This is a genomic window from Campylobacter sp. RM9334 (genome assembly GCF_020138145.1).
GTDB lineage: Bacteria > Campylobacterota > Campylobacteria > Campylobacterales > Campylobacteraceae > Campylobacter_E.
Map to the genome: position 1 here is coordinate 76,649 of NZ_JACGAX010000006.1, position 16,384 is coordinate 93,032.

General features: G+C 28.7%; 12 protein-coding genes. 9 read left to right on the forward strand and 3 right to left on the reverse strand.

The annotated features are described in order from the left end of the window. Positions 1-1,458 carry a Ppx/GppA phosphatase family protein gene (locus AVBRAN9334_RS04270; protein WP_336607107.1) on the forward strand — a complete coding sequence of 486 codons (1,458 nt, stop codon included), beginning with the start codon at positions 1-3 and terminating at the stop codon, positions 1,456-1,458. A gap of 11 nt (positions 1,459-1,469) precedes the next feature. Here AVBRAN9334_RS04270 and AVBRAN9334_RS04275 read toward each other — a convergent pair whose 3' ends face one another. Together AVBRAN9334_RS04275 and metK are read right to left on the reverse strand one after the other, a co-directional pair. Then, positions 1,470-2,348 carry a lactate/malate family dehydrogenase gene (locus tag AVBRAN9334_RS04275; RefSeq protein ID WP_336607108.1) on the reverse strand — a complete coding sequence of 293 codons (879 nt, stop codon included), beginning with the start codon at positions 2,346-2,348 and terminating at the stop codon, positions 1,470-1,472. Next, positions 2,345-3,544: a methionine adenosyltransferase gene (metK, locus tag AVBRAN9334_RS04280; protein ID WP_336607109.1), complete on the reverse strand. Its 1,200-nt coding sequence runs from the start codon at positions 3,542-3,544 to the stop codon at positions 2,345-2,347. The genes AVBRAN9334_RS04275 and metK overlap by 4 nt, the downstream gene beginning before the upstream one ends. Positions 3,545-3,644: 100 nt before the next feature. On the opposite strand from metK, the gene sstT reads away from it, so the two are divergent. Genes sstT through AVBRAN9334_RS04295 form a run of 3 tightly spaced genes read left to right on the forward strand, consistent with a single transcriptional unit; the run spans position 3,645 to position 8,582 of the window. Beyond that, complete coding sequence (gene sstT / locus AVBRAN9334_RS04285; protein ID WP_214117392.1) at positions 3,645-4,874, forward strand: serine/threonine transporter SstT; 1,230 nt, start codon at positions 3,645-3,647, stop codon at positions 4,872-4,874. 1 nt (position 4,875) lies between these two features. Continuing rightward, positions 4,876-6,573: a M3 family oligoendopeptidase gene (locus AVBRAN9334_RS04290; RefSeq protein WP_336607110.1), complete on the forward strand. Its 1,698-nt coding sequence runs from the start codon at positions 4,876-4,878 to the stop codon at positions 6,571-6,573. Then, on the forward strand, positions 6,570-8,582 hold the full coding sequence (locus AVBRAN9334_RS04295) for an ATP-dependent helicase (protein WP_336607111.1): 2,013 nt from the start codon (positions 6,570-6,572) through the stop codon (positions 8,580-8,582). Before AVBRAN9334_RS04290 ends, AVBRAN9334_RS04295 begins: the two co-directional genes overlap by 4 nt. 24 nt (positions 8,583-8,606) lie before the next feature. On the opposite strand, the gene AVBRAN9334_RS04300 is transcribed toward AVBRAN9334_RS04295, so the two are convergent. Further along, entirely contained in the window at positions 8,607-9,806 is a 1,200-nt protein-coding gene (locus AVBRAN9334_RS04300; RefSeq protein ID WP_336607112.1) for a tRNA guanosine(34) transglycosylase Tgt, read from the reverse strand. Between the two features lie 30 nt (positions 9,807-9,836). On the opposite strand from AVBRAN9334_RS04300, the gene AVBRAN9334_RS04305 reads away from it, so the two are divergent. The 5 genes from AVBRAN9334_RS04305 (at position 9,837) to AVBRAN9334_RS04325 (ending at position 16,381) form a co-directional block, all read left to right on the forward strand. Continuing rightward, on the forward strand, positions 9,837-11,216 hold the full coding sequence (locus tag AVBRAN9334_RS04305; RefSeq protein ID WP_214117396.1) for a TrkA C-terminal domain-containing protein: 1,380 nt from the start codon (positions 9,837-9,839) through the stop codon (positions 11,214-11,216). A gap of 147 nt (positions 11,217-11,363) precedes the next feature. Continuing rightward, positions 11,364-12,725: an NADP-specific glutamate dehydrogenase gene (gene gdhA, locus AVBRAN9334_RS04310; protein ID WP_214117397.1), complete on the forward strand. Its 1,362-nt coding sequence runs from the start codon at positions 11,364-11,366 to the stop codon at positions 12,723-12,725. 96 nt (positions 12,726-12,821) lie between these two features. Further along, on the forward strand, positions 12,822-15,089 hold the full coding sequence (gene bamA / locus AVBRAN9334_RS04315; RefSeq protein ID WP_336607113.1) for an outer membrane protein assembly factor BamA: 2,268 nt from the start codon (positions 12,822-12,824) through the stop codon (positions 15,087-15,089). A gap of 9 nt (positions 15,090-15,098) precedes the next feature. Beyond that, the gene (gene accD / locus AVBRAN9334_RS04320; RefSeq protein ID WP_214117399.1) at positions 15,099-15,932 is read left to right on the forward strand and encodes an acetyl-CoA carboxylase, carboxyltransferase subunit beta; all 834 of its coding nucleotides are present in this window, start codon (positions 15,099-15,101) and stop codon (positions 15,930-15,932) included. Then, positions 15,929-16,381, forward strand: a complete 453-nt coding sequence (locus tag AVBRAN9334_RS04325; RefSeq protein ID WP_214117400.1) for a 23S rRNA (pseudouridine(1915)-N(3))-methyltransferase RlmH — start codon at positions 15,929-15,931, stop codon at positions 16,379-16,381. Before accD ends, AVBRAN9334_RS04325 begins: the two co-directional genes overlap by 4 nt. Positions 16,382-16,384 lie beyond the last annotated feature (3 nt).

Below are 16,384 nucleotides of genomic sequence, written 5' to 3' on the forward strand. Positions count from 1 at the left end.
ATGGCAAAAAAAACTGCAATTATTGATTTAGGTTCAAACGGAATTAGGATGGCAATATATGAAAAAACTTCAAGATATGGTTTTTATATATTAAACGAACAAAAAGTTAAATTTCGTTTAGCACAAGGTGCTTATGAACAAGATAATGTATTGGTAGAAAAACAAATCAAAAAAGCTTACGAAATAATAAAATATTTTAAAACTCAAGCGCTTAATTTTAAGTGTAATAAAATATTTTGCATAGGAACATCAGCTCTAAGAGATGCAAAAAATAAATCTGATTTAATTAACCTATTAAAAAAAGATTTAAAACTCAATATCAAAACTTTAAGTGGAATGGAAGAAGCATATTTAAGTGGTTTTGGAGCTATTAATTTACTACCTAAATTAGATGACAAATCAATTTGTTTAGATATTGGTGGTGGTAGTGCTGAATTGTGTTTGTGTGAAAATACAAAAGTAGTTAAAACTTTCTCGCTTGACCTTGGAACGGTGAGATTAAAAGACTTATTTAAAGACAAATTTAATAAATTAGAAAAATATATAGATAATTATTTAGAGCAAATCCCTGATGATTTTAAAGCTTCTATCTTAATTACAATAGGTGGCTCATTAAGAGCTATTAGCAATGCTATTATGGAAAAAAATAATTATCCTTTAAGTCAGGTTCATGCTTTTTCTTATCAAGTAGATGAAGAAAGTGAATTTATAGAAAAAATTATCAATTGCAAAAATTCAGAACTTAGCTCGCTAGGAATTAAAAAAGAAAGACACGATACCATTAAAATGGGTGCTTTAGTCTTTTATAAAATAATTAAAAAATTAAAAATCAAGCAAATAATTACAAGTGGTGCTGGAGTTAGAGAAGGAATATTTTTAAAAGACTTATTTAAACACCACAAAGGGTTTCCAGCCAATTTTAATCCGAGCTTAAAAAGTCTTGAAGATAGACTAATTAAATACAAATCAGGCTCACTGGTTAGTAATGTTACAAGATTATTTAATACTTTAAATGAAATTCATTATGTTGATAAAAAATATCTAAAACACTTAACATATGCAGCAAAATTAATTGAGACAGGTTTATTACTTAGCTATTATTCAAACCACAAACATAGTGCTTATTGTGTTTTAAGTGGTCTAAATTTTTGTATAAAACACGAAGATAAAGCACTAATAGCAACTATAATAGAACAACACGGCAAAAAAATAAATTATGAGAATTTAAAATTAAAAAAATTATTGCCAGATGAAAATACTATATCTTGGCTTAATTTTATTCTAGCATTTTGTAATTCTTTAAATAAGGCTAAAGAAAACGAAATTTGTGATTTTTCTTATAAAAATAAAACTTTATATATAACAAAAAATACAAATAATTTCATTATGCAAGAAGCTATTAAAAAGATTAGCAAGCCAAAAAGTTTTAATGTATATATAAACAATGAAGAGATTTAACTCTTCACTAATTATTTAATAGAATTAATAGTCTTTAAAATATAATTTTTTGAGATTTCAAGTTTTTCTTTTTCATCTTTATTTAAGTCTAATTCAAGAACTTTTTTAATACCACCCTTACCTACTACAACCAATCTTGAATAAGCTAAATTATCTTGAGTAAAACTAATAGGTGTGATTAAATTCTCATCATCTTTAATAGCTTTAATAATTCTTGCAATTACACTTCCTATTCCAAATTCTGTTTTACCTTTTACTTTAAAAATCTCTCCGCCCTTAAAGCGAACTCTGTTTTCAATCTCATCTAAATTAAGGTTAAACTCATTAATATTTTTACCGCCCACAAAGGCATTGCTCTTATAAAAAAACTGCGTATCTCCGTGCTCTGCTAGCATAAAAGCATTTATATTTTTATAAGAAATTCCTAATTTATTAGTAATTTCAATCTTAAGCCTTGCACTATCAAGCGTTGTGCCTGTGCCAATTACTTTAAAAGTATCTAAGCCACTTAATTTTTGAGCGTAATAAACAATGCTATCATTTGGATTTGTAGCTATTAAATATATACCATTAAAGCCCTTTAAGGCATTAATAATTTCTTTTAAAGGTTCATAATTAGCCTTAAGTTCAAGCGTTCTATCAGGCTCAATGCAAGTTGTATATGCCAAGACAATAAGATCACATTTTACTAATTCTTCTACCTTGCTAACAGCAAAAATTTTAGAATTTGAATTGGTATTTTCAAGACTATCTTCTAAATCAATCTTACTTGCGTTTGCTAAGCCATCTTTAATATCGTACAAATAAAGCTCGTTTGCTATATTTTGACTACTTAGCATAAAACTTGCAGCCGAACCAACGGCTCCAAGTCCAATAATTCCTATTTTCATTTTAATAAACTCTTAAATAATTCAACGCTATCAAGCTGCTCCCAAGGATAACTTGCAACTCCAACTTGCCCATAAGTTGCAACATCAGCATAAGAAAATCCAGCTTTACTAGGCTCATCTAATCTAAATTTTTCTTTAATCCATCTAGGAGTTAATGCGAAATTTCTTTCAACAAATGCACTTAAAATATTATCATCAACACTTGCATTTGTCCCCATACAATCAACATTTACGCTAATTGGTTTTGCAATTCCTATTGCATAGCTAATTTGCACTATACATTTTTTAGCTAAGCCACTTGCAACTATATTTTTTGCTACATATCTAGCTGCATAAAGCCCACTTCTATCAACTTTTGTGTAATCTTTTGAGCTTTGTGCACCTCCTCCTATTGGGCTATATCCACCAAAACTATCCACTATTAATTTTCTTCCTGTTAAGCCACTATCGTGAAGGCTTGAGTGGTTTACATATCTTCCTGTTGGATTAATATAAATAATGCAATCATCTTTATTAAATAGCTCTTTTGGTAAGCCCGAATTACAAATTAAATTCATAATTTTTGAGCGAACTTCATCAAGACTTAAACTACTTACGCTAGGAGCTGAAACTACTATTGTATGGATTTTTTTAGGCTTACAATTTTCATAATTTTCCTTGCTCTCATAATCAATTGTAACTTGAGTTTTAATATCTACTCCAAATTCGTGTGGATTATTTAGAGCATATTCATATACTTTATTACAAATCATTCTCGCATAAAAAATCGCAGCAGGCATAAATTCAGGTGCTTCGCTACTTGCAAAGCCAAACATCATACCTTGATCACCTGCTCCTATTTCTCCACTTTCTTGATCTACGCCTTGATTAATATCATTACTTTGCTCGTTTAATAACACTTGCACTTTAACATCACTTGGGTATAAGCATTCAGCCTTGCTAAAATGAGAATTTTCTTTATAACCTATTTTAATTAAAGCGTTTTTAACTACTTCTTCATATTCACTTTCACTAACCTTTAAATTAGATTTAATCTCTCCACCAATTATTACATTCTTTCCAGCGACAAAAACCTCACTAGCAACGCGAGCGTTTTTATCATAATTTATATGCAAATCAACAATGCTATCAGCAATGATATCAGCACATTTATCAGGGTGTCCTGCACTTACTACTTCACTTGTAAATAAATACATTTATTATCCTTTAATAATTAAATTTTGCCTAATTTTAGCCTTTATAGTTAATGTTTTGTAAGAGAGATTTGCTATATTTTTGCCTTTTTAAGGAGATATTATGAGCGTCTTAAGTTCAATGATTAAAAGATATAAAAGTACTAATTTAATTATAAAAATTATGATTGGTATTGTTGTAGGTGTTTTTGTTGGAATTTGTATTCCTAGTTTTACTGATTATACTTCTTTATTAGGAGATTTTTTTATAGGTGCTCTAAAAGCAATTGCTCCGATATTAGTATTTATTTTAGTTCTTAGTGCAATCTCTACTAGAGAATATGGAAATGGAACTAAAAAAATAAAACAAGTAATAATTTTGTATTTAATAGGAACTTTCTTAGCTTCTGTTTGTGGTGTTGTTGCTAGCTTTTTATTTCCTACAAAACTTATATTAGAAATACCAAATAATATTGATTTAACCCCGCCAAGTAGTGTTGCTATGGTATTTAAAGATTTATTATTTAAAATGATAGAAAATCCAGTAAGTGCATTAGCTAATGGAAATTATATTGGAATTTTAACTTGGGCTATAGCTGCTGGAATTGCACTTAAAACTTGCTCAAAAGAAGTAAAAAAAGTATTTATAGATATTAATGAAGGCACTATTAAAATTGTTGCTTTCATAGTTCGTCTAGCTCCTATTGGTATTTTTGGTCTAGTAAGCACAAGTGTTGCTAAAACTGGTGTAGAAACTTTAGCTGATTATGTTTTATTACTATTAGTATTAGTTGGGACTATGCTATTTGTAACATTTGTAATCAATCCATTAATAGTATTTGTAGTTACTAAGAAAAATCCTTATCCATTAGTTTGGGTTTGTATAAAACACTCTGCAATTTATGCGTTTTTTACAAGAAGTTCAGCTGCAAATATTCCTGTAAATATGGCACTATGTTCAAAAATTAATGTTGATAAAGAATTATATGGAGTATCAATTCCACTAGGTGCTACAATTAATATGGCTGGAGCTGCTGTTACTATTTCTGTTTTAGCACTTGCTGCAGTTCATACATTAGGACTTAATATTACTTTTACAAACGCTATACTACTTAGCTTTTTAGCTGCATTTGCTGCTTGTGGAGCTAGTGGGGTTGCTGGTGGCTCACTTTTACTTGTTCCTTTAGCGTGTTCGTTATTTGGGATAAATGATGATATTGCTATGCAAGTAGTTGGGGTTGGCTTTATAATTGGAGTTATTCAAGATAGCGTTGAAACTGCTTTAAATAGCTCTACTGATGTGCTATTTTCTGCAATTTGTTCTGATACTAAAATAGATTTAAGTAGGGTATAAAATGGAATGGGATTTAAGCATAATTTATAAAAATAAAGAAGAATTATATAAAATTTTAAAAGATTTAGAAAATCAAGCAAACGATTTTGCTTTAAAATACGAAAATAATTTAAAAAATGAAAAAGAATTTGAAAATATCATTTCAAAATTAGAAAGCATTTATAATGAGTTAAGCCGTGCTGGAGCTTATGCGTATTTACATTTTGCAAAAGATAGTGCAAATGGAGCATTTTTACAAGAAATAAGCACAATTTGCACTAATATTGAAAGTAAATTAGTGTTTTTTGAAATTGAGTTTTGCGAATTAGAAAACGCACAAGAAATTGCAAATAATTGTAAAAAATATTCATATATGCTAAATAATTGGCTAAAAGCTAAAAAATATCAATTAAGCAAAAGCAACGAGCAAGTATTTATGAAAATGAATATAAATGGTAAAGAAGCATTTTCAAGATTATTTGATGAATACTTAAGTAATATTACCTTTAAACTTGATTTAAAAAAAATCAGCGAAGAAGAACTATTAAGCAAGCTTTATAGCCCTGATAGAGCTTTAAGAAAAAGAGCAGCCGATGCACTTACAAAAGGACTTAAGAAAAATATAAAAACTCTATGCTTTATTTTTAATATGATTAAGAATAATCACTTAAGTGAATGCGAGCTAAGGGGCTATGAAAATCCTATGCAAGCAAGGAATTTGAGTAATCAAATTGAAGATGAAAGTGTAAAAAGCCTAATAAAAGCAGCCGAAAATAATTATCATTTAGTAGAAAATTATTACAATAAAAAGCGTGAAATTCTAGGTATTAAAGAATTAAAAGACTATGATAGATACGCTCCACTTTATGATGATATTAGCAATGATTGGGATTTTGAGAAATCTTGCAAAGTTGTAAAAGATACTTTTAATAAATTTAGCCCAAAATTTGCTGAACTTATGCAAAAAGCACTTGATAATAAAGCTCTTGATGTATATCCTGCTAAAAATAAGCGTAGTGGAGCATTTAGCTATGGCATAAATCCTCAACCTTTTGTAATGCTTAATCATACAAATAATAGAAGAGATTTATTCACTTTAGCACACGAATTAGGGCATTTAATCCATCAAAGTCTAGCAGGAGAAAATCTAGGGTATTTTAATGCAAATACTCCGCTAACTACAGCTGAAACTGCTAGTGTTTTTGCTGAAATGCTAGTTTATGACGCTATTAAAGATACGCTTAGCCCTAAAGATAAAAAAGCACTTTTAGCAAGTAAAATTGAAGATATATTCGCAACATTTTTTAGACAAATTAATTTTACAAATTACGAAATCGCTCTACATAATCACGAAGGTGAATTAAGTGTTGATGAGTTTTGCGACTTATGGCTAGCTGAAGGACAAAAAATGTTTGGTAATAGCGTAAAACTACGCAAAAAATACAAATATTGGTTTAGCTATATCCCACATTTTATTCATTCGCCGTTTTACTGCTACGCGTATTCTTACGCACAATTATTAGTTTTAGCATTATTTGGGCTTTATAAGAGTGGGAAATGTGCTAATTTCGTAGAGCTTTATACAGAATTTTTAGCAAGTGGCGGAAGTCGCTCTCCGGCTGAATTGGTAGGACTTTTTGGACTTGATTTAAATAGTGATGAGTTTTGGCAATTAGGAATTAATGAAATTGCTAAAATGGTTAAGGAATTTTGCGAATGAATTATTTAGATAGACTAAATCCTGCTCAAAAACAAGCCGCTACATTTGTAGATGGAAGTTTATTAATCTTAGCTGGTGCTGGAACTGGCAAAACCCAAACAATGATTAGCAGATTAGTCTATTTAATAAGTGAAGTTGGAATTAGCCCTGAATCAATTTTAAGCCTTACATTTACAAATAAAGCCGCAGCTTCAATGAAAGAAAGAGCTATAAAAATGCTAAATGAAATAGGCTATAGTAATAATTTACCAATTTTAAGCACATTTCATAGCTTTGGAATGGAGTTTTTAAGTGAATATATAGAATTATTAGATGGAAGAAGAAGGAAAAATTATAGACTCATTGATACTGATGATAAAAAGGCTATGATTAAAGAATTTGTTTTAGAAAAAATTAGAAAAACTGATATAAATTTTTTAAGTAAGGATAAAAAAGATAAAGAAATCTTAAAAGATGAAAAAGAGTTTTTAAGAAATAAAACCAACGAAGCTATGGCTTATATAGATAGGGTTAAAAATACCTTAGAATTTGAATTAGAAAATGAAAATCACGAAATATATTTAGATTATGAAAAAGCTTTAGAATACAATAATTTAATAGATTTTGATGATTTAATAATTCTGCCACACGATATTTTAAAAAATAATCCAACAACAGCTACAAAAATTAGCAATCAATATTCATACATAATGGTAGATGAGTATCAAGATACTAATTTAGCTCAATTAAAATTATTAAAATTATTATGTAAAGCTCATCAAAATATCGTTGTAGTTGGAGATGATGATCAAAGTATTTACTCATTTCGCCACGCAAGAATACAAAATATATTAGGATTTTCTGATGATTTTCAAGACGCAAAAATCATTAAATTAGAAGAAAATTATAGAAGCACAAAAACCATATTAAATCACGCAAATAGCTTAATAGCAAACAATAAAACAAGATATGGAAAAGAACTATTTACAAATAATGAATTTGATATAGATATTACTAAATTAGAAAATTATTATGAAGTAATTTACGAGATTAAAAGTCTTATAGAAAAAGGCGTAAAGCACAATGAAATCTGTGTTTTATATAGAATGAATATGAGCGGAAATTTCATTGAGCCTAGATTAATTAGCGAGAATATACCTTATAAAGTTATTGGTTCTGTTCCGTTTTTTGAAAGAGCGGAAATTAAATTACTCATAAATTATCTAAGACTTTATGTGGATTTTAACGATAACTTGGCCTTTAAAAAAATCATCAATATGCCTAAAAGAAAATTTGGTGAAAAAGCCTTAGAAAAATTAGAGAATTTATCTAAAAAACCATCTTTATTTGAAAGTTTAAAAGATAATTTAGATAGTTTTAAAAATATTGAAATTAAAGAATTTATAGAGCTTTATACTACAACTCAAGATAAATTCGCTTTATTTTTAAATAAATTAGCTTCTCTTGAAGTTCATAATTTATTTGATAATCCAAAATCAAGAGCTGAAAACTGCTCGGTATTTTTTGATATTATCAAAAGAGAATGCGGCTTTAATGCTGATATTACTAAACTTACTAATTTTTTAAATAAAATCATCTTACAAGAACAAATAATAAAAGAAAATAATAACGCAATTAATCTTATGACCATTCACGCTAGTAAAGGATTAGAATTTGAATATGTATTTTTAATTGATTGTGATGGTGGCAAAATGCCTTGCACTTTTATGGGTATTTTTGATATTGAAGAAGAGCGAAGATTAGCTTATGTGGCGATGACAAGGGCAAAACATAAATTCTATTTACAATATGATTATACAAATCCAAGTATTTTTGTAAATGAAATTATGTATAAAAATACTAGCAATACTACTATAAATAATTCTACTAATGAATTTAAAGTAGGAAATGCAGTAAATCATAAATTATTTGGTAGTGGAAAAATACTTGCCATTGAAGGCAATTTAATTAGCGTAAATTTTCAAGGAAAAATTAGAAAGCTTAATAAAGACTTTCTAAGTTTAGCTTAAATAATATTAGTATTTAAACTAATATTATTTATAAATCTCTTTAAAATTCTTATAAAAATTAGCAAAAGTTTTATTAGCTATATTTTCTCTAATCTCACTCATTAAATTTAAATAATAATGCAAATTATGAAGACTTGCTAAGCGAAAAAATGTAATCTCTCCAGCTTTAAACAAATGATGAACATAAGAACGGCTGTAGTTTCTGCAAGTATAACAAGAGCAGTTTTTATCAATTGGCTCATTATCATCTTTCATAAAACTAGCCTTTATATTTATTTTACCAAAACTTGTAAATAATGTGCCATTTCTAGCATTTCTAGTAGGCATAACGCAATCAAACATATCAACCCCACGAGCGACATTTTCTACCAAATCAAGCGGAGTTCCAACTCCCATTAAATATCTTGGGCGATTTTGTGGCATTTGTGGGGCTAGTTTTTCTACCGTTTCATACATTAATTCATTTGGCTCTCCAACGCTTAGCCCACCAATTGCAAGTCCATCAAAATAATATTCATTTTCAGCATCTAAAATACCTTTTAAACACTCACTTCTTAGCGTATGATTAGTCCCACCTTGAACGATAGCAAAGATATTTTGCTCTCTTTTTAATTCATTTGTATAAAGCTTTTTAAACTCGCTTTTATAAAGCTCTTTTGAATATTTTTGAAGCAAGGTAATTTCATCTGTATTTTGAAATTCTTTTTTCATCTCAAGCGAGAGTTTAGCCCAATAAATAGTGCGTTTAAGACTTGCTTTAATCCTTTCTTCACTAGCAGGTAAAGCACATAAATCATCTAAAACCATACAAATATCACTATTTAATAAATACTCCGTTTTTAAAACACTTGCAGGTGTAAAATGATGTAAGCTCCCATCAATGTGGCTTTTAAAGGTAATTCCATCATCACTATGTTTTGTATTTTTACTTAGTGAAAAGGCTTGAAATCCACCACTATCAGTTAGAAAGCTTCCATTAAATTTAGTAAAATTATGTAGCCCGCCGTGTCTAGCTATCAAATCAGCACCTGGTCTTAAATAAGTATGATAAGTATTTGCTAGAATTATTTTTGCTCCTAGACTTTGCATATCAGTTGCATCTAGGGCTTTTACGCAGCCTTGAGTTCCTACTGGCATAAAACAAGGAGTATTAAATTCCCCGTGAGCTGTGCTTACTTTACCAAGCCTAGCATTATTATCTGTTGAATATAAATCAAATTTCATTATAATTTTCCTTTATAAAATGGAGTTGTTATGAAAAAAATATTAGTTTTAGCTAAGGTTTGTGTTGCAAATCACTTCTTAAAAGAACTTGCAAAGTTTAAGGATAGCACAAAAGAATATATAATCGTTTGCCAAGATGATATTAATTTTAAGCATAGTTTTACTCATATTAAAATTGACCCTACAAATGCTGCAAGACTTAAAAATTATGTAAATAATAATCTTGAACTTGTATATTTATTATTTGATAATGATTTAGATACAAGGCTTGCTTATGATGCTATAAGATTTATTGATAAAAGAGTAAGAATTGTAGTGTTATCAAACAATAAAGAATACGAAAATGATAGCTTTTGCACTCTTATTAATCAAGAAGAAATGACTACAAATCATTTGATAGATATTTTGCCAAATATGCCAATGATAGCAAGAGATATTGGGCTTGGAATTGGCGAGATTATGCAAGTATTTGTTCCTGTTGGCTCAATTTATGCAAACAAACATATAAATGCAATTGCGCAAGAATTTTATAAAATTGCATTAATTTATAGAGATAATGAAATAATTTTACCAAAACCTGACACTCAAATTCTAGCAAATGATGAGCTAGTTTTAGTAGGTGATCCAAATATTTTAAATCTAATGTTTTCAAGGATTAAAGGTCAGGTAGGACAATTTCCTAGCCCTTATGGAGATAGCATTTGCGTTGTAATTGATATGAAAATTGATGAAAATATAGACAATTTAATCAATACAGCACTTTTATTACACGCTAAATCTAATAGTTCAAGACTAATTTTTTATGTAGTAAATCCTACAATAAATAAAGACCTAGAAAAATTAAAGAAATTAAAAAGAAAGACAATAATAGTCCATATTAAATATGAAGATATATCGGTAAATAATGTAGTTTTAGAGTTTTGTAATATGTATTCTGGACTATTTATTACAAGTAAAGAAATTTTTAAAAAAAATATAGCAACTTTTTATGATAGTTCTATGCCTGTTTTAAAAATAGGAACAATAGATTTTGCAAAGCTAAATACTATAGCTTGCATAGGTTCAGGCTCTCTTAGAGTGGAGAATTTAACATCTACTTTATTAGATATTTCTTTAATACTTAATTTAAATGCAAAAATGATGTATTTTGATAATGCAAATCCTGTAAGTGATGATTTAATAGAGCATATAAATATGCAATCACAATTTTTTAATAAGAATTTAGAATTAGTAGAATACAAAAGCAAAAACCCATTATTAGAGCTAAAATTTAATCCATACATAATACATTGTTTAGGATTTGAAAAGCATATAATCAAAACGAATACTTTAAAATATTTATCTAATGATTTTTCAAAACTTTACGAAATACTAGATGATAATTATCAATTATTCATACCAATAGTTTAAAACTTCTAGGAATTTAAATCATTTTAAATTCCTAAAAATTAATCACAAATTTTTATTAATTTTTTTCATATATTTTTCTTCAAAAATTTTTATCATAAATTTAATTTTTTTTGTATAATATTTTTTTATTTTTTTAAAGGAGAAAAAATGAGTGCAAAATCTTATGTAAATGAAACACTTGAATTAATCAAAACTTATTCATCTAGACAACCTATATTCTTACAATGTGCAACTGAAGTTTTAAAATCAGTTACACCATTACTAGAAAGCAACAAGCAATACGAACAACACGCAGTATTACAAAGACTAGTAATGCCAGAAAGAACAATTATTTTTAGAGTTGTATATATTGATGATAGCGGTAAAGCTCAAACACATTTTGGCTACAGAGTTCAATTTTCTAGTGCTCTTGGACCTTATAAAGGTGGTTTAAGATTTCACCCTACGGTAAATCTTGACATTTTAAAATTCTTAGCATTTGAGCAAATCTTTAAAAACTCTTTAACAGGACTTTATATAGGTGGCGGTAAAGGTGGGGCTAATTTTGACCCTAAAGGCAAAAGCGATGCTGAAATAATGAGATTTTGCCAAGCATTTATGAGCGAACTTAGCAAACACATAGGCTATTCAACCGATGTTCCTGCTGGAGATATTGGCGTTGGTGCTAGAGAGCTTGGATATATGTTTGGAGCTTATAAAAAAATTACTTCTAAATTTGATGGAACTTTAACAGGTAAAAAAATTAGCTGGGGTGGTTCATTAGTTAGAAAAGAAGCTACAGGATATGGAACGGTTTATTTCTCAAAAGAATTGCTAAAAGAAAAAGGCGAAGGCTTTGAAGGAAAAACTTGCGTAGTTTCAGGTAGTGGAAATGTGGCTATTTATACTATTGAAAAACTTTATGAATACGGAGCAAAAGTTGTTGCAGTAAGCGATAGCGATGGCTATGTTTATGATAAAGATGGAATTGACTTAGACCTTTTAAAAGAAATTAAAGAAAACTTAAGACTTCGTGTAAGTGATTATGCTAACCGCAAAAAAGGTGCAGTTTTTGTATCTAAAGTAAATTATGAAAAAGGAACAAATGGAATTTGGAGTATTCCTTGTGATTATGCTTTCCCTTGTGCAACACAAAACGAACTTAGCTTAATAGATGCAAAAAACTTATATAAAAATGGCTGTAAATTAATCGCTGAAGGTGCTAATATGCCTTGCACACTTGATGCACAAAAATTTATTTTAGAAAACAAAATATATTATGCACCAGCAAAAGCAGCAAATGCTGGTGGTGTAGCTACAAGTGCGCTTGAAATGCAACAAAATGCAAATATGACTTCTTGGACATTTAACGAAGTTGATGAAAAATTACATAAGATTATGAAAGATATTTACGCTAGAACTGCAAATACTGCTAAAGAATTTGGATTTGAACACAATTTATTAGCAGGAGCAAATATTGCAGGCTTTAAAAAAGTTGCAGATGCTATGATAGACCAAGGCTATATTTAAGCCGAAAAGCCCTATTTTTAGGGCTTTTTTTACAAACTTAATATTAACTTTCTTTTATTATTATTCTTTCTTCAAAATCAAAAAATCAGGTTAAATATGAAAAAAATTATATATGTAAGTGCTATTAGTTCTTTGATTTATGCAAATACAATAAGTGATATTGAATTTAAAGGCTTATATCACTTGTCAAAAGAACAAGCCTTAAAGGCTGTGGATTTAAAAATTAATGATGAAGTTAATATATATAAGATAAATGATGCGGTTAAAAACCTTTTTTCTTATGGATATTTTGATGATATTTATGTTGATGAAAATAATGGAAAGCTAATATTTAATGTTGTAGAAAAACAATTCATTGCAAAGGTAAATATCAAAGGAACTTCAAGTAATGATAAAAAGCAAATAGAATCGTTTTTAAGTATTAAAAAAGGCGAAGCTTATAATGATAGAAAAATAGAAGAAGCAAAAGAAAAAATAATTCTATACTACCAATCTCGTGGATTTTATGATAGTGTAGTTGAAGTTGATACTCAAGAGCTTGAGAATAATGCTGTTGTATTAAATTTCAACATAAATAGAGGCGAAATCATAACAATTAAAAAAGTTAATTTAATAGGTGCTAAAAAATTAGACTATAGTGATTTTGACCCTGTAATAGCAAATAAAGAAAAAGAACTATTGGGTTGGTTTTGGGGATTTAATGATGGTAAATTATACTCAACCGAACTACCAAACGACCCTGCTAGAATTAAAGATGAATATATGAAAAAAGGCTATCTTGATGCTAATGTATCAAATCCTTATTTAGAAGCTAATATGCAAACTTACAAAGCAGAATTAACCTATTATATAAGCGAAGGCAAACGCTATAAAATAGAAGAAATCACAATAGAAAACCCACTAGAAAATGAAGTGAAATTTAACTTAAGTGATTTAAGAAGTAAAAAAGGAAAATATATTAATTCAGAAAAAATTCGTTCTGATATAGAATTAATTAAAACCAAATTCCAAGATAAAGGATATGCTTTAGCAGAGGTTTATCCTGATATTGCTAAAAATGATGCTGATGGAGTTGTAAGAATTTATTTTAGAGTTAATCTAGGAAATAAATACAATATTGGTAAAGTAATAATTAAAGGCAATGATAAATCTTTAGATAAAGTAGTAAGAAGAGAATTATTCTTAACCGAAGGAATGCAATTTAACAAAACAGATTTAAATGATAGCATTATAGCACTTAGAAAGACTGGTTATTTTGAAGAAGTAAATATCACTCCAAAACCAAGCTTTACGGGAGATATTGATTTATTAGTAGATGTAAAAGAAAAATCAACGGGCTCAATTACTGGTGGTATTGGTTATAGCACATCTGATGGATTCTTAATTAACGCATCTGTTAGCGATAGGAATATCTTAGGTAGCGGAATGTATGGTGGGATTAATTTAGAAAAATCAGATAAAGATGTAACTGGCAAAATCTTTTTAAACAATCCTAGGATATTTGATTCTAAATACTCAACAGGCTTTGATATATATAGCTACAAAAGAGATTGGGATACTTACGAAGAATACAATAATGGTTTAGAACTTAGCATTGGTAGAGAATTAGCTAGATTTTGGGGAATTGGAGCTATTTATAATTACGAGCAAAGTGATTTAAGAAAAGCAACTATTGAAATGATTGCAAGTGGTGAAAAATTAGGCAAATCAAGAAAATCAGCTATAACTCCATATTTATATTTTGATAATACTGATGATTTTTACTTACCAAGAAGTGGTATTTATAGTAGAGCAGCATTTACTTATGCAGGGCTTGGTGGAGACCAAAAATATAAAAAATTTGCCTTTGATTTTAAATATTATAAAGGTTTAAAAGAAGATTTTGACACCGATTTAATTTTTAGATTTAGAACATCATTTAATAAATTATTTAATTATAAAGATACACCAATTAACTCAAGGTTATATCTTGGTGGTTTAAGAAGTGTTAGAGGATATGAAAGTGATAGCATAACTCCAAGGGGTATTGGATATTATGATACAAATACTCACACTAAAGTAGATAAATTAGGAAACGGAGTAATTGCTTATCCTTACGATAAAGGTGGAGCAATTTCACTTAATTCTAGTGTAGAAATCAATTTCCCATTAATTAATAAATTAAAACTTCGTGGTTCAATTTTTTATGATTATGGTATGATAGGTGAAAAAAAATTAAATGAGATTAAAAGACAAAGTGCAGGAATTAGTCTTGATTGGAGCACACCAATGGGACCATTAGTGTTTGTATTCTCAAAACCTATTGATAAAAAATCAGGGGATAAAACAAATACATTTGAATTTAGCATAGGAAGTCAATTTTAGGAGATAAGAATGAGTTTTGCAGATATTTTTAAAATTAGAAGAACACAATCAAAGCCAAATGAAGCACCAAATCACTGGGTAAAATGTGATAATTGTCATGCTTTAATGTATTATAAAGAAGTTGCAAGTTGCTTTAATGTATGCCCTAAGTGTGGCTTACATATGAAAATAAGCCCTAATGAAAGAATAGAAATGCTAGTTGATGAAGGAAGTTTTATTGAATATGATAAAACTTTAAGAGCTAATGACCCATTAAAATTCGTAGATTCAAAAAGCTATAAAAAACGCTTAAACGAAAGCGAAGAAAAAACAGGCAGAACAAGTGCGGTAATTTCAGGAGAATGCAAAATCGGTGGAATTGGCGTTCAATTATGTGTGTTTGACTTTTCTTTTATGGGTGGTTCGCTAGGAAGTGTTGAAGGCGAAAAAATCGTTCGTGCAGTTCAACGCGCTATGCAAAAAAAAGAAGGACTTATAATAATTAGCGCAAGTGGTGGTGCTAGAATGCAAGAGAGCACATATTCACTTATGCAAATGGCTAAAACATCAGCTGCATTAAAATTACTTGCTAGAGAAAGACTTCCTTACATATCAATTTTAACTAACCCTACTTTTGGTGGAGTATCAGCGTCTTTTGCTTGGCTTGGAGATATTGTAATTGCTGAACCTATGGCACAAATTGGCTTTGCTGGTGCTAGAGTTATTAAGCAAACTATAGGAGCTGATTTACCTGAAGGATTTCAAAGTGCTGAGTTTTTATTAGAGCATGGACTTATTGATTCTATTGTTCCAAGAGCTAATCAGCGTGAATTTTTAAGTGATTTTTTACGATATTTTAAATGAATATAAATATTTATTTTATTCAAAAAAAATTAGAAAAATTAAGCGAATTTGAAAATAGATTTATAAAATTAATAAATCAATTTTCAAAACTTAATCTAAATAATGTATTTTCAAAACAAATCGCAAAAGCACAAGATTTGGGCTCAAATGAAGCTAGAATAGAATATGCAAAAGCTTATATGCCCTATAAAAAAACTTTTAGCATAGCTTTAAGTGAAAGGGGCAAGAGCATTGATAGTATTGAGTTTGCTAAGTTATTGCAAGATAAAAATGAGATTAATTTTTTTGTAGGTGGAGCTTTTGGATTTAATGATGAGTTTTTAAATGAATGTGATTATGTATTGAGTTTTTCAAAACTTACATTTTCACACGAAATTGCAAGGATTGTATTGTTAGAACAAATTTATAGGGGTTTTTGTATAAATTCAAATCACCCTTATCATAAGTAAAGG

Coding starts and splice junctions, on each gene's coding strand:
- AVBRAN9334_RS04270 (WP_336607107.1), top strand. CDS start 1: ATGGCAAAAAAAACTGCAATTATTGATTTAGGTTCAAACGGAATTAGG.
- AVBRAN9334_RS04275 (WP_336607108.1), bottom strand. CDS start 2,348: ATGAAAATAGGAATTATTGGACTTGGAGCCGTTGGTTCGGCTGCAAGT.
- metK (WP_336607109.1), bottom strand. CDS start 3,544: ATGTATTTATTTACAAGTGAAGTAGTAAGTGCAGGACACCCTGATAAA.
- sstT (WP_214117392.1), top strand. CDS start 3,645: ATGAGCGTCTTAAGTTCAATGATTAAAAGATATAAAAGTACTAATTTA.
- AVBRAN9334_RS04290 (WP_336607110.1), top strand. CDS start 4,876: ATGGAATGGGATTTAAGCATAATTTATAAAAATAAAGAAGAATTATAT.
- AVBRAN9334_RS04295 (WP_336607111.1), top strand. CDS start 6,570: ATGAATTATTTAGATAGACTAAATCCTGCTCAAAAACAAGCCGCTACA.
- AVBRAN9334_RS04300 (WP_336607112.1), bottom strand. CDS start 9,806: ATGAAATTTGATTTATATTCAACAGATAATAATGCTAGGCTTGGTAAA.
- AVBRAN9334_RS04305 (WP_214117396.1), top strand. CDS start 9,837: ATGAAAAAAATATTAGTTTTAGCTAAGGTTTGTGTTGCAAATCACTTC.
- gdhA (WP_214117397.1), top strand. CDS start 11,364: ATGAGTGCAAAATCTTATGTAAATGAAACACTTGAATTAATCAAAACT.
- bamA (WP_336607113.1), top strand. CDS start 12,822: ATGAAAAAAATTATATATGTAAGTGCTATTAGTTCTTTGATTTATGCA.
- accD (WP_214117399.1), top strand. CDS start 15,099: ATGAGTTTTGCAGATATTTTTAAAATTAGAAGAACACAATCAAAGCCA.
- AVBRAN9334_RS04325 (WP_214117400.1), top strand. CDS start 15,929: ATGAATATAAATATTTATTTTATTCAAAAAAAATTAGAAAAATTAAGC.